Here is a 17,400-nt window from a genome sequence, read left to right as displayed (position 1 = left end):
CGTGTGCGTCGCGCGCTGGCGACTCGAGCAACTCGCTCTGGTAGCGCCCGGCACATTCGCGTCGAACATGGGGGTTGAGAATGGCGCCAGTTGTTGCGCTCGACAAGGCGGCGATTCACGCACGTGATGATCAGCTGACGGGCTTGGCGGGAGATATCCGCGAGATCGACTTCGACGGGCTGTTTGCGCCGTTGGTGGCCGGGTTGAGCGGATCGGCGCTGTCGAGGGTTGCCGGAGGGGGGCGCTGCGGATCGAGCCCTGCGATATGAACGATGGTGAATCAGAGCAGCCGTATTCCTGGTCGTACTCGATGTGGCTGCTGACGCCACCCGATGTTGATACGAAGACTGCTTGGAGTGCAGTGAAATCAACGTTGATGGCTGGTGGCTGGGAGATTCGGCGAGATGACCACGACAGCGTGGCGGTCGGCAATCGTGACGGATTCGGACGTGACGCGACTGTCAACGCTGAGGGCGATATCTCGCTGTCGGCATGGTCGCCCTGTTTCCCGAAATCCCAGCTGAATCGGGATATGTACTGGCCACCGATGATCACCAAGCAGGCGCGCGACTGAGTCCGACGATCAGACGTCGAATTCGACGCGGGCGGCGAAACCGTCGACGGCGTCGGTGAGCACCGCGATCGCGGCGGCGGTATCGGTGGCTTCGAGGAGATACTGCCGGTCGAGGGCGCCGACCGGCAGATGTGCCGCCCAGCGATACAACTCGGCCGGGCCGTCCGGTCGGTGGAGCCGGTCGGCGTCGAAGACGGTCTGCAGCTCGGTCGGGTCGACACCCCGCGAGGCGCCGATGCGGCCGATGAGATCACGGATGCGTCCGGCCAGCGGCCCGAGCACGGCATGGTCCTCGGCGGTGAACTCCGATTCGGGCAGCGCGACGACCCGGGCCCGGGGATAGGGATCGTCGGGCAGCCAGTCCAGCACCCGCAGACGTCGGGTGCCGACACAGATCAGTGCAGCGCGGCCGTCGGACTCGCGATCGACGGTCTCGATGCGGGCGAAGGTGCCGACGTCGTGCCGAACCTCGCCTCCGCCGACCTCCGACCCGCGGGCGATGAGGACGACACCGAAGCCGCGTGGCTCGTCGGAATCGAGGCAGTCGCTGAGCATTTCGCGATAGCGCGGCTCGAAGATGCGCAACGGCAACGGCTCTCCCGGAAGGAGAGCCGTGCCGAGCGGGAACATCGGCGAGACGAAGGCCTCGCCGGGTGGATGGTCGGTCAGGGGGTCGCCTACGTCAGGCGCTCGGCTTGGCGTCGAGCACGACCTCGAACTCCAGCAGGTCGGCGCCGCTGGCCACCGGCTTGGCGCGCTCACCGGCGTGGGCCTCGCGGGCGGGGCCGGCGGCCCAGGCCTGGAAGTCCTCGTCGGACTCCCAATGGGTGACCACGAAGTAGCGATCGTCGCCCTTCACCGGGCGCAGCAGCTGGAAGCCGAGGAAACCCTTGGAGCCGTCGACGGAGTGGGCGCGGTGGGCGAATCGCTTCTCGAGTTCCGGGCCGGCACCCTCGGGCACGGAGATGGCGTTGATCTTCACAACAGACATGCGTCCACCATAGGCGGTGCGACCGCCGGAGGAATATGGTTACGCGGTGACGAATCGTTTCGTTTCGACCCACGCCGACCTCGGGCTACGCGATCATGGCGGCCCTGTCCCGGTCGACGAACTGCATACGGCGCATGAGAGCGCCGACGACCTCGGCGTGGGTCCGATCGTCCTGCTGCACGGGCTGATGGGCCGCGGGCGCACCTGGCGCAGGCAGATTCCCTGGCTGCGCCGCTACGGCCGGGTGTTCACCTTCGATGCCGCCTACCATCTGGGCGCCGACACCCAATTCCCGGACGACCCAGCAGAATTGGCGACCGAACGCTTTGTCGCCGATCTGGGGGAGATCCTCACCTGGATCGATCTCGGCCCGGCGGTCCTCATCGGCCACTCGATGGGTGCGCTGCACGCGTGGTGTGCGGCGGCCGCCTATCCCGAACTCGTCTCGGCGGTCGTCGTCGAAGATATGGCACCCGACTTTCGTGGCCGGACCACGACGAGCTGGACGCCGTGGTTCGACTCGTGGCCGGAACGATTCACCGACCTGGAGCAGGCGACAGACATGTTCGGGCCGGTCGCCGGGCGCTACTTCTTCGAGGCCTTCGACGACGGTCGCCTGCACGGGAAACTGTCGATCTGGGCGGCGATCGCAGAGGAATGGGGGACCCGGGATTTCTGGACGCAGTGGTCGCAGGTACAGGTCCCGTCGCTGGTGATCGAGGCCGAGTACACCGTGACCCCGCCCGGGCAGATGCGCAAGATGTGTGCGATCAACGACGCTGCCCGATACCTCCACGTCCCCGGTGCCGGACACCTGGTGCACGATGACGCCCCGCAGCTGTATCGCGGAGCGGTGGAGGCATTTCTGTCCGGGCCGGAATTCGTCTGGCGCTGAACCCGTCTGGCGCTGAACCCGTTGCGCGATGGTCGAGGAGAAGGGCTGATCGTGCCTTGCCGACGCGTCGTACCTCTAGCGCCCAGACCACATGCGACGGCCGGCCCGTCTGGTGTGACGGACCGGCCGCTGCTGGTCGGAGGAAGGGGCTCAGGCGGGATCTGGCGGAGCGATCGGCGCACCGTTGAGGCGACGCCAGCAGTGCACGAAGAACAACTGGGCGAACGGGACCGAGACGATCAGGCCGACGTAGCAGACGATGGCGCCGACGGCGGTCAGTAGCCAGGTCAGGATCAGGGTGACCAGGGAGTCGCCGACCTTGCACTTGGCCACGTCGAAGGATGCCTTGATCGCGTCGATCGGTGACAGGCCGCGATCGATGGTCGCGACCACTGCGAACTGCAGGAAGAAGATCGCGATCAGGCCGGGGATCACGAAGAGTGCCATGCCGATCGAGGTGATGACGCCGACGATGATCGCGGTGATCAGCACCGGACCAAACCGAGTGGGCACCAGGAACGAACTCGCGGTGACCGGCTCACCGTTGGCCACGCGGACCGCGCCGGAGATGATGCTGGCCTGGAGATAGAACAGCGCGACGATGAAAACCAGGTACAGCAGGAACAGTAGAACTGTGCCACCGAAGCTGAACTCGGTCTCGGTGTAGCTGCCGTATGGCCCTTCGATCGTCTTCTCGGTCGAGGACAATCCGGCGCCCACCACCGCTACGACGGTCAGGATGATGATCAGCGCCAGCGCGGCCAGACCGGGTAGGACCATCGCGCCGACATTGTTCTTGAACTTCGACCACGCCCAGTTGAAGGCTTGTCCCACGTCGACCTTGGTGGGATCGGTCCCGTAACCGGGGGCGGGCGGATAGCCCCCCTGGGGCGCACCATATCCGGGCGCGGGCGGCGGCCCGTCGAATCCGCCGGGTGGCGGGGTCTGTCCGTACGCCGGCGGCGGGGTCTGCCCGTATCCCGGTGGGGGCGTCTGTCCGTAAGCCGGTGGCGGCGTCTGCCCGTATCCCGGTGGGGGAGCCTGCCCGTGGTCCGGCGCCGAGGGCGGCGCCTGACCGTAATCGGGTGCCGGGGGCGGCGTCTGCTGCCCGTACGAGGGCGGCGTCGGATCGGGTTGCGGGCCACCGGCCGTGGGGTCGGACTGGTCCGGAGGAGGGGGAGTCGTCATGAACCCAGACACTAGCAAGTCCCCGCGCATTCTCGAGCGGTAACGATCCCGCGCGCCCGCCAGATTCTAGGGTTTGACCTGCCGCTCTGCGTCGCGATCGGAGAGGGGCGATTCGCCGGCGAGGCAGTAACGATCGCCGGCGGTGATCTCGATCAGTCCGTCTACGAGAAGTGAATCCAGTGCTCGGTCGCGCTGCGCGGCGTCGGCGGTCCACGCCAGGTCGAGCCGGGCCCGTTCGACCGAGCCCGTCGTGCTGCGCAGAACATCGAGCAGCAGACCGCGCACCTGGCGGTCGGTGCCGGTGAACTTCTGTGTCTTGCGCGGTGGCCCGTCATACGCCGGACGGCCGCGCCGCACCCACTCGCACGCCGACAGTGGGCACTCGTCGCAGCGTGGATTGCGGGCGGTGCACACCAGTGCGCCGAGTTCCATGAGTGCCGCGGAAAACCGCGGTGCCGCTGACGAATACAACCCGCCGCTAGTGCGGGGAGCGAGGTCGTCGGCCTCTCGAAGGTCGACCTTCGACGGATTGCCGGGATGTTCGCGACCGTGTACCGCGCGTGCGATCACCCGTCGAACATTGGTGTCCACCACCGGAACCGGTTGTCCGAAGGCAAAGCAGGCAACCGCGCGGGCGGTGTAGTCGCCGACGCCGGGCAGCGCCAACATAGCCTCGACGTCGTCGGGAACCTGATCATCGTGATCGCGCGCAAGGACTTTCGCGCATTCGTGGAGGCGGAGAGCTCGACGGGGGTAGCCCAGTTTGCCCCACGCGCGTAGCACCTCGCCCGCAGATTCGGCGGCCATCGACGACGGTACCGGCCAGCGGTGCACCCAATCGCGCCACGGGCCGAGGACGCGGGCCACCGGAGTTTGCTGCAGCATGATCTCGCTGATGAGGATGTGCCAGGCGCTGACGTCCGGATTCCGCCACGGAAGATCCCGCTCGTGGGTATCGAACCAGCCGAGCAGGATGCTCGGTGGCACACTAGTGGGCATGGCTGATGTAACCCCGAAAGAGGCGTGGCAGGTTCTGCGCGAAGGTAACGATCGATTCGTCGCCGGGAAATCCATTCATCCCAGTCAGGGTATCGAGGATCGCGAACGCCTCGTTGCGGGGCAGAAGCCCAACGTGGTGCTCTTCGGTTGCTCCGACTCCCGGTTGGCGGCCGAGATCATCTTCGACCAGGGCCTCGGCGACATGTTCGTGGTGCGCACCGCCGGTCACGTCATCGACTCGTCGGTCCTGGGGTCGGTCGAATTCGGCCCGGGTGTACTCGACTCGCCGCTCATCGTGATCCTCGGCCACGACAGCTGCGGTGCGGTGAAGGCCACCCTCAACGCCCTCGACGACCTGCAGATCCCGAACGGATACATCCGTGAGCTGATCGAGAAGGTGGCACCCAGCATCCTCGCCGGTCGCAGCGAAGGGCTCACCCGCGTCGATGAATTCGAGGCCCGGCACGTCGTCGAAACCGGGAAGCTCCTCATGCAACGCAGCCGCATCATCGCCGAGCGGGTCAAGCGTGGCGACCTCGCGATCGTCGGACTGACCTATCACCTCGACGACGGCCGGGTGAAGGTCCAGGGCATCATCGGCGATATCGGCGAAGAGGTCGCCAAATAATCCGGCTGCCCGGCAGGTCTGAACCGAAACTCTAGACTTTGCCCCCTCGGGGGTGATATCGGAGCGCGACACGCCGCAGCCGTTCGAACGGGATGCCGCCGTCGGCCGTTAGCGTGGGGGCGTGATCGAACCCCAGGGCCCGCTGCCACCGGAGATTTACTGGCGCCGACGCGTCGTCGCGGCCGGTGGTGCCCTGGTGATCGTCGGGCTCGTGGTGGGTTTGATCGTCTGGCTGACCAGCGGTGGCGGCGACGCCGACCCGAAGAACGTCGCGGCTACCGGACCCTCCGGCACGAGTGTCGCCGAGTCTCCCGTCGAGCCGTCGGTCGACCCGTCCGAATCCGGCACCGACGGTGGTGGCGGTGGTGGAGCGGTACCGACTCCCCAGCCGAGCGTCGGCCAGCCCACCCCAGGGCAGCCGACCACGCCGGGACAACCGACCACCCAGCCCACGCCGACGACAGGGAACCCGGCGGGCGCGGCCCCGCAGGGCGGATTGTGTCCGGACAGCAGCATCTCGGTCGTCTTGCTGATGGACAAGCCGACCTACACCGCAGGCCAGCAGCCGGTGTTCACCCTCGTCACCACCAACGCGGGCGTCAACGAATGCACCCGCGACGTCGGCAAGGCGGCACAGAATGTGGTCGTCCGGACCCTCGACGGCACCCGAACCCTGTGGACCGCGCGCGACTGCTCGCCGCTGAACACCGTCAACAATGTCGTGCTCAAGCCCGGCCAGCAGGTCACCGACAAGATCACCTGGTCGGGTACCACCAGCAATCCCGGCTGCGACAAGCCGCGTGTGCAGATTCCGGTCGGCGCCTACCGTGCCGTCGGCAAGATCGGTGAACGCGAGTCGGCCCCGGTGACCTTCAATGTCATCGCCCCGCCGCAAGAGGGCTGAAACCCCTTCCGGGCGTCGGACCTATTCGTAGCGTTCGATGCTGGTCTCGGCCAGCCGGGACAATCCCTCGCGGATGTGCCGCGCCCAGATACTGCCGATGCCCTCGACGGCCTGCAGATCGGCGGCACTCGACGCCAGCAACGCCTGTAGTGTGCCGAAGCTGCGCACCAGCCGGTCGACATGGGCGAACTGCAAGCGCGAGATGCGCGCCAGCAGACGGTAACCGCGTGGACTCATCGCGGTGTCCTGCGCCTCGATCGTCGTCGGATAGCCGAAGGCACCCGCCAGCAGGGTGAGGTCGAGCAGGTCGGTGTCGGAGAAACCCTCGACCACCTCGAGGGCCTGCCGCACATCTTCGGCGGTGGCCGGTTCCGGACTGGCGTAGTAGTCACGGACGAGCAGCTCTCGCATGGTGTCGTTGTCGCTGATCAGCTCCTCGAGCTGCAGCGCGACCTGGCGGCCGTTGGTGCCGAGTTCCAGGACGTACTCCTCGATCTCGACCGACACCCGACGCACCATCTCCATCCGCTGAGCGGTGGACATCGCATCGCGCAGCAGGACATAGTCCTCGATCTCGGCGCGCGACAGCCCGGCGATCACTTCATCGAGGCGCATCTTGTACCGCTCCAGCGTGGCCAGGGCGACATTGGCGCGCGACAGGATCGGATCGGGGCTCTCCACGACGCGGCGCGCACCGTCGACATAGACACTGACGATCGACATCGACGCGCTCACCGAGATCACCGGATGCCCGGTCTGGATCGCGGTGCGCTCGGCGGCACGATGGCGGGTACCGGATTCCTCGGTGGGGATCGACGGGTCGGGCACCAGCTGCACGTTGGCACGCACGATCCGCTTGCCGTCGGTGGACAGCACCACCGCGCCGTCCATCTTCGCCAGCTCACGCAGCCGGGTCGGTGCGAACTCGACGTCGAGGTGGAAACCGCCGTCGCAGATCTTCTCCACATCGGAGTCGTGGCCGAGGACGATCAGGGCGCCGGTACCGCCGCGCAGGATGCGTTCGAGTCCGTCGCGCAGTCCGGTGCCGGGTGCGACGCGGGCCAGGGTCTCGCGCGTCAGATCCGACTTCGGCACCTCGATCATCGCTACTACCTCTCCAACCCCGCGGTCCGCTTCGGGACCTACCTGTCCTGCGAGTAGCGTAGCCCGACGTGAGCAGCAGTCCTCAACGAGCCGAACCGACCGGCTTCACCGTGCCCGACGACCTCGACGAGATCACCCGGCATCCGAAGGCGCCCGCCCCCGGCGAGCCGATCCGCAGGCACAACCCCCATTGCTTCGGCTGCGGCGAGGATTCACCGCGCGGAATGCATATCGTCGTCCACGCCGCCGAGGGTTTCGAGGTCACCGCACAGTTCAAGGTCGAACAGTGGATGGAGGGCGGTCCCGGTGTCATCCACGGCGGTCTGCTGTCGACGGCCTTCGACGAGGTGATGGGCACCATCCCTGGTCTATTCGGTCCCGGCGCGGTGACCGGTCACCTCGAAGTCGACTTCCTCAAGCCGATTCCGGTCGGTCGGACCCTGTACCTCACCGGTCGTTTGCTGGGTAAGCAGCGGCGCAAGATCTACAGCGAGGCGATCGCGCACCTCGGCGACCCGGACCAGCCGGTGGCTCGCGGGTACGCGCTGTTCATCGTCATCGACGCGCGCACACATTTCGCCGACCACCTGGAGAACTCCGCGCTCGGCGACGACTACAAAGACCGTCTGCGACGTCCCTGACCCGGGCCTAGAACGGCGCGTCGGCAGGGACGTCGCCACGCGCGGCGAGCACCGCTTGCGACAGGTCGCCGACCCGGCTGATGCGGATCCCGCCCGGCAGCTTCTCCTCGGTGCCCGCCGGCACGATGGCATGCCGGAATCCCAGCCGCTTCGCCTCGGCGACGCGTCGGGCGACCGCGGACACCCGACGCACCTCCCCGGCCAGTCCGACCTCACCGATGGCGACCGTCTTCGCCGGGATCGCACCGTGTTTCATCGCTGAGTGCACGGCCAGTGCAATGGCGAGATCGGCGGCCGGTTCGGTCACCTTCATGCCGCCGACGGTGGCCGCATAGACCTCGTGCTTGCCGATCTCCTTGAGTTCGAGGCGACTCTGCAGCACCGCCAGCACCATGGCGACCCGAGCGCCGTCGAGTCCGGACACCGCGCGCCGCGGGGTGGCCATGGTCGTCTCGTTGGTCAGTGACTGAATCTCCCCGACGAGGGGCCGCTTGCCGTCCATGGTGACCATCGTCGCGGTACCGGGCACATCGGAATCTCGTTGGTGCAAAAAGATTCCCGACGGATCGGTGACCTGGTGGATGCCGTCGTCGCGCTGTTCGAAGCAGCCGACCTCGTCGGCCGGTCCGAAGCGGTTCTTGATGCCGCGCACCATGCGCAGCGAGGAATGCCGGTCGCCCTCGAAGGAGAGCACGACGTCGACGAGGTGCTCCAGTGACCGGGGGCCGGCGACGGCGCCGTCCTTGGTGACGTGGCCGACCAGGATCACCGCGATGCCCCGGTTCTTGGCCAGCGACACGAGTGCGGTGGTGACCGCGCGGATCTGGGTGACACCGCCGGTCACCCCGTCGGCGCCGGATGCGACGACAGTCTGCACCGAATCGACGATCATCAGCGACGGACGGACCGAGTCGACATGGCCGAGGATGGTGGCGAGATCGGTTTCGGCTGCGAGATAGACGTTCTGGTGGACCGCTCCGGTCCGTTCGGCGCGCATCCGCACCTGTCCGGCCGACTCCTCTCCGGTGATGTACAGCGCGATCCGATCGCGCTGCGCCCAATGTTTCACCGCCTCCAGCAGCAGCGTCGACTTGCCGACGCCCGGCTCGCCGGCGAGCAGGATCACCGATCCGGGCACCACGCCGGAACCGAGGACGCGATCGAACTCGCCGATGCCCGAGGCGATCGCGGATGACGACACCGCGTCGATCTGGGTGATCGGCAGGGCCGGAGAGGAGGGTGCGACCGCTATCTGCGTCGGCGTCGAGGCCAGTGGGGCCACCTCGTCGACCGAACCCCATTCGCCGCAATCGGGACAGCGGCCGACCCACTTGGCGACCTGATGGCCGCAGGCACTGCACCGGAACGTCGATTTGGGTTTGGCCACGCGTTCACCTTAGGCACCGGGCCCGACAGATCCGGCGGGGGAGGGTGGGCCGGGTTGTGCCGGGCAGGCAGGGCGCGCCGGCATCTCGCCCGGACGGCTCGCGGCGTCGCCGGTCGGGTTCAGGTCGACGGCCAGGAACCGTGGCCGGTAGATGCTCACATCGCGGTAGAGATCGCCGCCGACGCGGCTGTCGAGGCTATTGACGTTGTAGGAGATCACCAGACGGTCCGCGGTGGAGAACGCGGGATGGACATGCGCGTTGTAGGTGTAGACGTCCGCGTCGCGGTAGGTGCCCGCCCGGCCGGTCTCCGGGGTGGTGAAGACGGTCACGGGTGGACCGAAGGGGCCGGTCGGGGTGGCGCCCATTCGGCCCACGAGTTCGTCGGTGAGGCCTGCGCCGCCGCGCATGGTGGTCAGCAGATAGCCCGCAGCACCGAGTCGGGTCACCGAGAACTCCGAGTAGATGCCCTCGGCGAGGCGTGTCGACCGGACTTCGTCGGCGGACCAAACCCGGCCGTCCCAGAATCGGAGGCCGCTGCCGATGTCGGTCCCGGCAACCCGGGCGACATGCAGATACTTGGTGTCGCCCGCGGTCTCGGCACCGTAGACGTAGGTGTATCCGGCGTCGGGCAGGATCCATTGGCCCCATTGAATTCCGCGCGAACGTGGCAGTGGCACAACCGATGTCGGCCGGGTGAGATCTGCCGGGTCGAAGTGGGCCGTGGCCGAGCCGACGAAGCCGAAGTCGAGGGGACCATCGCCGGTCGCACGCCATTCGGTCAGCGGTACCACCAGCGTTCCGTCTAGAAGGGTTGCGGCGCCCAGCCAGTACCAGTGTGCGGGGTCGGCCGGAGAGATCAACGACTCCGGGTGCTCGGCGGTGCCGCCGGTGATCGTGCGCAGCGTGCCGTCCGGGTCGCGTAGGACGAATGAGTTGTGCACGAAGACCGCGTCCGAGGGACGGGTCGGCGGGCTGATCGGCGATAGGAAGGTGTCGGAGAAGGCAAACAGGTCGACGCCGCCGGGCAAGGCGACCGACCAGGTGGAATCGCCGCCGGTCCAACCGGTTCCGGTATCGGCGTAAGCGGTGAGGGCGTCGTCCAGGCATCGCAGCTCGGTCGTCGCGACGACCTCGATCGATGGCGTCGCCAGGTCGGGGCGGTCGGCGGCGACCGTGACAGCGGTGATGATCGCGATGACCAGCGCGACGGCCAGTGTGGTGAAACGCGGTGGGTGCCCGGAAACGACGGTGTGCCCGGAAACGACGGCGTGCCCGGAAACGACGGTGTGCCCGGAAACGACAGCGGCCGGCCGCCGGGGATCCCCGGGGCCGGCCGCTGCCGGATGCATGAGCGCCGCCTACCGTTCGGTCAGCGGGCCAGACGACTCAGTGATGGCCTTCGTTCAGGATCTCGTCGTCGGGGGCGGGCTCGGCCGAACGGCCGTTGTCCTTGCGGACCAGGGTGGGCGAACCGTCGACCGGGGTCAGGACGCTGAGGTCGCCGACCGGGACCCAGTTCTCGCCGACCTTCTTCTCGAACTGGAAGACCAGCGGCACCGACAACCCGGCGGCCACCGAGGTGCCCGCGCTGGTGAGGGTGGCGTGGATGTGCTGTTCGTGGGTGACGAGCGCCTGCCCGGTCGCCTGCGGTGTGTTCTGGTCGGCCAGCGCGCGCAGTGCGGTATCCGGGATGACGGTCAGTCGGGGACCCGACGCCGGGTCGAGGGTGATGGTGCCGGTCTTGGCGGTCAGCCCCTTCAGCCGGTAGGTGGTGGTCGGATTCACGTTCGTCACCACGAAGGTCACCGCGAACGGTCCGCCTGCCGAGTAGATCTCGTCGGCGTTGGCGTCGGGGTAGAGGATCTGTGCGTCACGCACGCCGAGGCCGTATTCGGTCGCGTGGTTGACGTTCGCGCCGTTGACCGCCGGAAGCTGATTGGCCGTCTGCGACACCTGTCCGGCGCCACACCCGGTGGTGCCCAACGCGATGGCGACACCGATCGCCGAGATCGCTGCTGCCGACGCAAACCGCCGTGCGGAGTGAGAAAGCTTGGACACCCGTTCCTCCCAGGTCAACGAAGCCGATCGCCTGCTTGGCGACGCCGGGCCACGCCACGATGGCGAAGCCTGCACTACGCAGCGTAGTGGGCGCGGGCGGCAAAAGTGCGCGCGGGTGCCGGATTGGGTCGCGATCGTGGGTGATCGTCGGGGTGGGTGCGGTGTGCGGTCACCGTCGTCTTCGGTGTCGCGAGCCGCCGTGGGACGGGTGACGGTGTTGTCCGGCTCGCCCCGGGCGCACCCTTGCGTTGTGGGTCACGGCCTGTTAAGGCCAAGCTCACTACCACGTCATTTGCCTTGCCGCGGTGGCTCTCACGTGACCTACGCGCGGGCGTGCAACCCGTTGACCTGCACCGTTGGGTACGGGTCCAGATACCCCCGTGCTAGACTGGACCCACTCGAAAGGGGCAAGGAACATTGAATTTCAAAGTTGGCGACACCGTTGTGTACCCCCATCACGGTGCTGCTCGCGTCGAGGACATCGTGACCCGCACCATGAAGGGAGAACAGGTCGAATACCTGGTCCTGAAGGTTGCCGACGGTGATATGACCGTTCAGATTCCCGCGAGCAAGCTCGAGTACGTCGGGGTCCGGGATGTCGTCGGGGCGGAGGGTCTCGACGAGGTGTTCCAGGTCCTTCGTGCTCCGCACACCGAAGAGCCGACGAACTGGGCTCGCCGCTTCAAGGCGAACCAGGAGAAGCTCATCTCGGGCGACATCATCAAGGTGGCCGAGATCGTGCGCGACCTGTGGCGTCGCGAGCAGGACCGCGGCCTGTCCGCGGGTGAGAAGCGAATGCTGACTCGTGCGCGCCGCGTGCTGGTCGACGAACTCTCGCTGGCGCAGAACACCGACGACGAGAAGGCGACGATCATTCTCGACGAGGTGCTGGCCGCCGCTTCCTGATCGGCGACCGTTGACCGTTGATTCCGGTGCCGCCGGGTTGTCGGCGCATGCCCTCATGCCGGTGAGACCGGTATGAGTGTTTGTGTCGTCATCCCGGCCGCCGGTTCTGGGACGCGGCTCGGTGAGCCCGTCCCCAAGGCCTTCGTCGATCTCGGCGGGGCCACCATTCTGCAGGCATGTGTAGCCGGCGTGGTCGCATCGGGGGTTGCCGAGCGGATCGTCGTCGTCGTCCCCGCCGACCTCGTCGACGCCGCGCACGACCTGGTTCCCGATGCGATCGTCGTCCCCGGCGGTGCTCATCGTTCCGATTCGGTGCGTGCCGGGCTGTCCGCGGCCGGTGACGCCGACATCGTGCTGGTGCACGACGCCGCACGTCCGTTGACTCCGCCGGATGTGTTCCGCCGCGTCGTCGATGCCGTCGATGCGGGACATCCCGCCGTCGTTCCCGGTCTTCCGGTCGCCGACACCCTCAAAGAGGTGCGCGCCGACGGATCCGCAGACCCGATCCCCGTTGTCCGCACCGTCGATCGCGAGGTCCTGCGGGCAATTCAGACCCCACAGGGATTCACCGTCGCCGCACTGACTCGCGCACATGCCGACGACGCCGGTCTGGCCACCGATGACGCCGGCCTGGCCGAACGTTGCGGCATCCCCGTACATGTGGTCGCAGGCGACCCGCTGGCCATGAAGATCACCACCGGATGGGACCTGCGGATCGCGCGTGGCGTCCTTGCGGAACGTCGTGCGCAGGCCGAGCGCGCCGAAGTAGCCGAGGAGTTGCGATGAGAGTCGGAATCGGTACCGATGCACACCGGGTGGATCCCGACTCGGCGTGCTGGATGGTCGGTCTGCATTTCCCCGACGAACCCGGATGTGAGGGCCATTCCGACGGCGACGTCGGTGCTCATGCCCTCTGCGACGCGGTGCTGTCGGCCGCCGGACTCGGTGATGTCGGCTCGGTCTTCGGTACCGGGCGACCCGAATGGGCCGGGGTGTCCGGCGTCGCCATGTTGGAACATGTGCGTGAGCTGGTGTCGGCGGCCGGGCTGCGTGTCGTCAACGCCGCCGTTCAGGTGGTGGGTAACCGGCCCAAGATCGGCCCGCGGCGTGCCGAGGCCCAGCAGATACTGTCCGCGGCGCTGGGCGCGCCGGTGTCGGTGTCGGCGACGACCACCGACGGGCTCGGTATGACCGGCCGAGGCGAGGGGGTCGCCGCCGTCGCCACGGCACTGTTGGACGAGGCGGTCATCCCCGCCAGGTAAGATCGCACGTCGTGACCCTGCGCTTATTTGACACCGCAACGCGAGAGGTGCGCGACTTCGTGCCGCTGCGCCCCGGCCATGCTTCGGTGTACCTGTGTGGCGCCACCGTGCAGGGCGTCCCCCATATCGGTCATGTGCGCAGCGGAATCGCCTTCGACGTCCTGCGTCGCTGGCTCGAGTACAAGGGGCATGACGTCCTCTTCGTGCGCAATGTGACCGACATCGAGGACAAGATCTTGAACAAGGCCGCCGAGGCGGGCCGACCCTGGTGGGAGTGGGCGGCCACGCATGAGCGGGCATTCAATGACGCCTACGACGCACTCGGTGTGTTGCCGCCGTCGGCCGAACCGCGTGCGACCGGATTCATCACGCAGATGGTCGAGTACATGGAGCGGCTGATCGACCGCGGGCACGCATATGCCGCCGACGGGAACGTCTACTTCGACGTGCGCAGCCTGCCCGACTACGGGGCATTGTCGGGGCACAAGCTCGACGACGTGCACCAGGGCGAGAGCGCGGGCACCGGTAAACGCGATCCGCGCGACTTCACCATGTGGAAGGCGGCCAAGCCCGGTGAGCCGTCGTGGCCCACACCGTGGGGCCCGGGACGCCCCGGCTGGCATCTCGAATGCTCGGCGATGGCTACCGGCCTACTCGGTGCGGAGTTCGATATCCATTGCGGCGGTATGGATCTGGTGTTCCCGCACCATGAGAACGAGATCGCTCAGGCGCATGGTGCCGGCGACCCGTTCGCGCGGTACTGGATGCACAACGGCTGGGTCACCATGGGTGGCGAGAAGATGAGCAAATCGCTGGGCAACGTGGTGTCGATTCCCGCGATGCTGGAGCGGGTACGGGCGGTCGAACTGCGGTACTACCTCGGCAGTGCCCATTACCGGTCGATGCTGGAGTACTCCGAGGGTGCACTCGCCGAGGCGGCCGCAGGCTACCGACGCGTGGAGTCCTTCGTGCAGCGCGTCGCCGCGCGCGCCGGTGACGTCGGCGTGGGTGAGGTCGATCCGGAGTTCGCCGCGGCCCTCGACGACGACCTCGGCGTACCTGCCGCACTCGCGGTCATCCACAACGTCGTTCGTGCGGGCAATACCGCACTCGAATCGGGCGATGCGGCAACGGCATTGACGGCGGCGTCGGCGGTGCGCGCGATGATGGGCATCCTCGGCGTCGATCCACTGTCACCACATTGGTCGTCGGCGGAGGGGGATACCGGCGAGCGGGCGGCTCTGGACGTGCTGGTCCGCGCCGAATTGCAGCGCCGGGCCGATGCCCGCGCCGACAAGGACTGGGCCACCGCGGATGCGGTGCGGGATCGCCTCGCCGAGGCGGGTGTAGAAGTCACCGACACTCCGGACGGTGCGCAATGGTCGCTGAAGGGTGCGTTCTGACATGGCAGGCAACTCCAAACGCAAAGGCGCGATCCGTAAGTCGGGTACCAAGAAGGGGCAGGTCGTCGGGTCCGGCGGGCAGCGCCGACGCGGACTCGAAGGTCGGGGCGCCACCCCCAAGGCGGTCGACCGGCCCTATCATCCGGCGCACAAGCGGGCGAAGGCCACGGCCAAGTCGGCGACCGGCCGCGCCGGCGGCACCCGCCGCAAGGAAGAAGGCGGTCCCGAGTACGTGCTGGGCCGCAACCCGGTGCTGGAATGCCTGCGCGCCGGGGTCCCGGCCACCGCGCTCTACATCGCGACCAACTCCGAACCCGACGATCGCGTCGCCGAGTCGGTGCAGCTCGCCGGCGACACCGGGATCACCATCCTGGAGGTCGGCAAGGGCGAACTGGACCGGATGTCGACCAACGGGATGCATCAGGGTGTTGCCCTGCAGGTGCCCGAATACGAGTACGCGCACCCCGACGATCTGTTCGCGCAGGCGGCCCAGAGTGGTACCGCGCCGCTCCTGGTCGCCCTGGACAACATCACCGACCCACGCAACCTCGGTGCGGTGATCCGGTCGGTGGCCGCCTTCGGCGGGCACGGTGTGGTCATCCCGGCTCGGCGCAGTGCCAGCGTCACCGCCGTCGCCTGGCGTACCAGCGCCGGTGCGGCCGCCCGACTGCCCGTCGCGCAGGCCACCAACCTGACCCGGACACTCAAGGACTGGGCATCGCAGGGCGCCCAGCTCGTCGGCCTCGATGCGGGCGGTGATGTCACCCTCGACGACTACGACGGCACCGGCCCCACCGTGATCGTCGTGGGTTCGGAGGGCAAGGGGTTGTCGCGGCTGGTGCGCGAGAACTGCGACTCGATCATGTCGATCCCGATGGCCGGGGACGTCGAGAGTCTCAACGCGTCGGTCGCCGCAGGTGTCGTCCTCGCCGAGTTCGCCCGACAGCGCCGTCAGGCCTGAGTCCCGCCGGGTCAGCGCACCGCGCGGGCCTGCACCAGCCCGCCCCGGATGGGAATCATCGTCACATTGCGATGACGTGGACGTTCGGCGGGCCGGTCGTGGGTCACCAGATCCACTCGCCGCAGGATCTCGGTGACGACGGTACGCAGTTCGGCCATCGCCAGCGTCGCACCCAGGCATCGGCGGTTACCGCCACCGAAGGGCATCAGCGTGTGCGCCGCCGGGCGGACGCCGAGGAACCGGGTCGGGTCGAAGGCGAAGGGGCGTTCGTACAGGTCGTCGTGGTGGTGCAGGAGCAGAATGCTGACCAGCGCGGTGATGCCGGACGGCGTCTGCTCGGCGCCGAATTGCCACGGCTTCAACAGTTCCCGTGCCACCAGCGGGACCACCGGACGGGTTCGCATCGACTCGTTGAGCAACGCTTCGAGGTAGTCGGTGTCGTCGGCGCGGGCGGCATCACGGGCGTCGTGATAGACCTCCGGGTTGCGGGTCAGCCGTTCGAAGGTCCAGGCCACCGTGTTGGCCGTGGTCTCGTGGCCGGCCACCACCAGGGTGAGTAGCTCGTCCCGGATCTCGCTGTCGGACAGTGGTTTATCGTCTTCGGTACGGGCCGACAGCAGCAGTGCGGCGATGTCGGTGCGCGAAGTCGACGACGGATCGGCCCGCCGCTCGGCGAGGACCGCCGCAATCGCCCGGTCGACCGGGCGCAGGACGAGTTTCGTGATCCCGACCGGATTCTCGCTGAATCCGTTGGTGAGCTGGGCGACCGTTGCGATCGAATGAGTGGACAGCCGCAGTACCCGGATGATGGCGCGGTGCAGGTCGCGTTCGGCGTCGGTGCGCGGTGTGCCGTCGGGGAGGCCGAACACCGCCGACATGATGACGTCGAGGGTCAGATGCTGAGCCAGTTCGGCCAGCGCGACGGTCTCGCCGACCGGCCAGGAATCGATTCGGCGGGCGGTGGCCCGGTCGATCTCGGTGCGGTAGTCCTCGACCGCGTGGCCGTGGAACCGGGGCATGAGGAGGGTCCGTTGCTGCCGATGGCGAGCGCCGATCGACGTCAGCACCGAATCGGGGCCGACGATCGGGCGCAGCGGTGACTGCCGCGTCGCCGACGGCGCGATGGCCGGATCGGCGGTCATGATCGATTTGATGTGTGCCGGATTGCTGATGATCACCGTCGAACCTGGACCGCCGGCGAAGTCGTAGCGCAGGACGTCACCGCGTGCGGCGGCATCGGCGAACAGCACGTCGCCCTGGCCCAACACGAACTTCACCGAATTGCGCAGCGACGACAATCTGAGCCGGGTGTCGGCGGCCGGCGGTGTGGTGCCGTCGGAGATCGGGCCGGCCTGGTCATCGGAGCAGGTGACGGCCGACCGGGCGTCGGCGGGACGCAGATACCAGTGCCGGGCGTCGCCGGAGCCTGCACGGACACCGCTGCGAATCGTGGAAGTGACCATGGTCACCATGTAACTCCCCTCGGCGCGCAAATGCA

Annotated in this window: 19 protein-coding genes; 10 read left to right on the top strand and 9 right to left on the bottom strand. The window is 67.7% G+C overall.

Annotated features, from left to right (window positions below; translation table 11 throughout):
- Positions 1-265 precede the first annotated feature (265 nt).
- Positions 266-574, top strand: a complete 309-nt coding sequence (locus tag QSJ18_RS05355) for a hypothetical protein (protein WP_286325239.1) — start codon at positions 266-268, stop codon at positions 572-574.
- A 9-nt stretch (positions 575-583) separates the two neighbouring features.
- Here QSJ18_RS05355 and QSJ18_RS05350 read toward each other — a convergent pair whose 3' ends face one another.
- Together QSJ18_RS05350 and mhuD are read right to left on the bottom strand one after the other, a co-directional pair.
- The gene (locus tag QSJ18_RS05350; protein ID WP_286325238.1) at positions 584-1,204 is read right to left on the bottom strand and encodes an LON peptidase substrate-binding domain-containing protein; all 621 of its coding nucleotides are present in this window, start codon (positions 1,202-1,204) and stop codon (positions 584-586) included.
- Positions 1,205-1,256: 52 nt separating this feature from the next.
- Entirely contained in the window at positions 1,257-1,565 is a 309-nt protein-coding gene (gene mhuD, locus QSJ18_RS05345; RefSeq protein WP_286325237.1) for a mycobilin-forming heme oxygenase MhuD, read from the bottom strand.
- A 46-nt stretch (positions 1,566-1,611) separates the two neighbouring features.
- On the opposite strand from mhuD, the gene QSJ18_RS05340 reads away from it, so the two are divergent.
- The gene (locus QSJ18_RS05340; protein WP_286325236.1) at positions 1,612-2,460 is read left to right on the top strand and encodes an alpha/beta fold hydrolase; all 849 of its coding nucleotides are present in this window, start codon (positions 1,612-1,614) and stop codon (positions 2,458-2,460) included.
- Between the two features lie 150 nt (positions 2,461-2,610).
- Here the strand turns inward: QSJ18_RS05340 and QSJ18_RS05335 are convergent, their stop codons facing one another.
- Both QSJ18_RS05335 and QSJ18_RS05330 read right to left on the bottom strand, forming a co-directional pair.
- The gene (locus tag QSJ18_RS05335; RefSeq protein WP_286325234.1) at positions 2,611-3,648 is read right to left on the bottom strand and encodes a YciC family protein; all 1,038 of its coding nucleotides are present in this window, start codon (positions 3,646-3,648) and stop codon (positions 2,611-2,613) included.
- A 66-nt stretch (positions 3,649-3,714) separates the two neighbouring features.
- A complete protein-coding gene (locus QSJ18_RS05330; protein WP_286325233.1) occupies positions 3,715-4,647 on the bottom strand; it encodes an HhH-GPD family protein in 933 nt (310 codons plus the stop codon).
- Here QSJ18_RS05330 and QSJ18_RS05325 point away from each other — a divergent pair.
- Together QSJ18_RS05325 and QSJ18_RS05320 are read left to right on the top strand one after the other, a co-directional pair.
- Positions 4,646-5,275 carry a carbonic anhydrase gene (locus QSJ18_RS05325; protein WP_286325232.1) on the top strand — a complete coding sequence of 210 codons (630 nt, stop codon included), beginning with the start codon at positions 4,646-4,648 and terminating at the stop codon, positions 5,273-5,275. The two genes, QSJ18_RS05330 and QSJ18_RS05325, sit on opposite strands and share 2 nt — an antisense overlap.
- A gap of 121 nt (positions 5,276-5,396) precedes the next feature.
- Positions 5,397-6,179, top strand: coding sequence for a hypothetical protein (locus tag QSJ18_RS05320; protein ID WP_286325231.1), 783 nt, complete (start codon positions 5,397-5,399; stop codon positions 6,177-6,179).
- A gap of 21 nt (positions 6,180-6,200) precedes the next feature.
- Here the strand turns inward: QSJ18_RS05320 and disA are convergent, their stop codons facing one another.
- Complete coding sequence (disA, locus tag QSJ18_RS05315) at positions 6,201-7,283, bottom strand: DNA integrity scanning diadenylate cyclase DisA (RefSeq protein ID WP_286325230.1); 1,083 nt, start codon at positions 7,281-7,283, stop codon at positions 6,201-6,203.
- A 68-nt stretch (positions 7,284-7,351) separates the two neighbouring features.
- Here disA and QSJ18_RS05310 point away from each other — a divergent pair, with 68 nt between their 5' ends.
- On the top strand, positions 7,352-7,924 hold the full coding sequence (locus tag QSJ18_RS05310; RefSeq protein ID WP_286325229.1) for a PaaI family thioesterase: 573 nt from the start codon (positions 7,352-7,354) through the stop codon (positions 7,922-7,924).
- A gap of 7 nt (positions 7,925-7,931) precedes the next feature.
- Here the strand turns inward: QSJ18_RS05310 and radA are convergent, their stop codons facing one another.
- From radA to QSJ18_RS05295, 3 genes are read right to left on the bottom strand one after another with little or no spacing between them, the layout of a single operon-like run.
- Positions 7,932-9,311 (bottom strand): DNA repair protein RadA, encoded by a 1,380-nt coding sequence (radA, locus tag QSJ18_RS05305; protein WP_286325228.1) that lies wholly within the window; start codon positions 9,309-9,311, stop codon positions 7,932-7,934.
- 9 nt (positions 9,312-9,320) lie between these two features.
- Positions 9,321-10,661, bottom strand: a complete 1,341-nt coding sequence (locus QSJ18_RS05300) for a hypothetical protein (RefSeq protein ID WP_286325227.1) — start codon at positions 10,659-10,661, stop codon at positions 9,321-9,323.
- A gap of 37 nt (positions 10,662-10,698) precedes the next feature.
- Positions 10,699-11,370 carry a hypothetical protein gene (locus QSJ18_RS05295; protein WP_286325226.1) on the bottom strand — a complete coding sequence of 224 codons (672 nt, stop codon included), beginning with the start codon at positions 11,368-11,370 and terminating at the stop codon, positions 10,699-10,701.
- A gap of 417 nt (positions 11,371-11,787) precedes the next feature.
- Here QSJ18_RS05295 and QSJ18_RS05290 point away from each other — a divergent pair, with 417 nt between their 5' ends.
- The 5 genes from QSJ18_RS05290 to rlmB all read left to right on the top strand — a co-directional run bounded on the left by QSJ18_RS05290 (position 11,788) and on the right by rlmB (position 15,902).
- Positions 11,788-12,276 carry a CarD family transcriptional regulator gene (locus QSJ18_RS05290; RefSeq protein ID WP_286325225.1) on the top strand — a complete coding sequence of 163 codons (489 nt, stop codon included), beginning with the start codon at positions 11,788-11,790 and terminating at the stop codon, positions 12,274-12,276.
- A 72-nt stretch (positions 12,277-12,348) separates the two neighbouring features.
- The gene (gene ispD / locus QSJ18_RS05285) at positions 12,349-13,062 is read left to right on the top strand and encodes a 2-C-methyl-D-erythritol 4-phosphate cytidylyltransferase (protein ID WP_286325224.1); all 714 of its coding nucleotides are present in this window, start codon (positions 12,349-12,351) and stop codon (positions 13,060-13,062) included.
- Positions 13,059-13,538, top strand: coding sequence for a 2-C-methyl-D-erythritol 2,4-cyclodiphosphate synthase (gene ispF, locus QSJ18_RS05280; RefSeq protein ID WP_286325223.1), 480 nt, complete (start codon positions 13,059-13,061; stop codon positions 13,536-13,538). Before ispD ends, ispF begins: the two co-directional genes overlap by 4 nt.
- Positions 13,539-13,549: 11 nt before the next feature.
- Positions 13,550-14,941, top strand: a complete 1,392-nt coding sequence (gene cysS / locus QSJ18_RS05275) for a cysteine--tRNA ligase (protein WP_286325222.1) — start codon at positions 13,550-13,552, stop codon at positions 14,939-14,941.
- Position 14,942: 1 nt separating this feature from the next.
- A complete protein-coding gene (gene rlmB, locus QSJ18_RS05270) occupies positions 14,943-15,902 on the top strand; it encodes a 23S rRNA (guanosine(2251)-2'-O)-methyltransferase RlmB (protein ID WP_286325221.1) in 960 nt (319 codons plus the stop codon).
- A gap of 11 nt (positions 15,903-15,913) precedes the next feature.
- On the opposite strand, the gene QSJ18_RS05265 is transcribed toward rlmB, so the two are convergent.
- Positions 15,914-17,365 (bottom strand): cytochrome P450, encoded by a 1,452-nt coding sequence (locus QSJ18_RS05265; RefSeq protein WP_286325319.1) that lies wholly within the window; start codon positions 17,363-17,365, stop codon positions 15,914-15,916.
- Between the last annotated feature and the right edge of the window lie 35 nt (positions 17,366-17,400).

The sequence above is a fragment of the Gordonia heveisoli genome (assembly GCF_030315745.1).
Taxonomy (GTDB): Bacteria; Actinomycetota; Actinomycetes; order Mycobacteriales; family Mycobacteriaceae; genus Gordonia.
Note: the sequence above shows the minus strand (reverse complement) of the source record. Positions and strands in the feature narration are given on the sequence as shown.

Excerpts from the sequence above, each read along its gene's own strand:
- mhuD (WP_286325237.1), bottom strand. The coding sequence starts at position 1,565 with ATGTCTGTTGTGAAGATCAACGCCATCTCCGTGCCCGAGGGTGCCGGC.
- QSJ18_RS05265 (WP_286325319.1), bottom strand. The coding sequence starts at position 17,365 with ATGGTCACTTCCACGATTCGCAGCGGTGTCCGTGCAGGCTCCGGCGAC.
- QSJ18_RS05330 (WP_286325233.1), bottom strand. The coding sequence starts at position 4,647 with ATGCCCACTAGTGTGCCACCGAGCATCCTGCTCGGCTGGTTCGATACC.
- QSJ18_RS05350 (WP_286325238.1), bottom strand. The coding sequence starts at position 1,204 with ATGTTCCCGCTCGGCACGGCTCTCCTTCCGGGAGAGCCGTTGCCGTTG.
- disA (WP_286325230.1), bottom strand. The coding sequence starts at position 7,283 with ATGATCGAGGTGCCGAAGTCGGATCTGACGCGCGAGACCCTGGCCCGC.
- ispD (WP_286325224.1), top strand. The coding sequence starts at position 12,349 with ATGAGTGTTTGTGTCGTCATCCCGGCCGCCGGTTCTGGGACGCGGCTC.
- QSJ18_RS05335 (WP_286325234.1), bottom strand. The coding sequence starts at position 3,648 with ATGACGACTCCCCCTCCTCCGGACCAGTCCGACCCCACGGCCGGTGGC.
- QSJ18_RS05355 (WP_286325239.1), top strand. The coding sequence starts at position 266 with ATGAACGATGGTGAATCAGAGCAGCCGTATTCCTGGTCGTACTCGATG.
- QSJ18_RS05300 (WP_286325227.1), bottom strand. The coding sequence starts at position 10,661 with ATGCATCCGGCAGCGGCCGGCCCCGGGGATCCCCGGCGGCCGGCCGCT.
- rlmB (WP_286325221.1), top strand. The coding sequence starts at position 14,943 with ATGGCAGGCAACTCCAAACGCAAAGGCGCGATCCGTAAGTCGGGTACC.
- ispF (WP_286325223.1), top strand. The coding sequence starts at position 13,059 with ATGAGAGTCGGAATCGGTACCGATGCACACCGGGTGGATCCCGACTCG.
- QSJ18_RS05325 (WP_286325232.1), top strand. The coding sequence starts at position 4,646 with ATGGCTGATGTAACCCCGAAAGAGGCGTGGCAGGTTCTGCGCGAAGGT.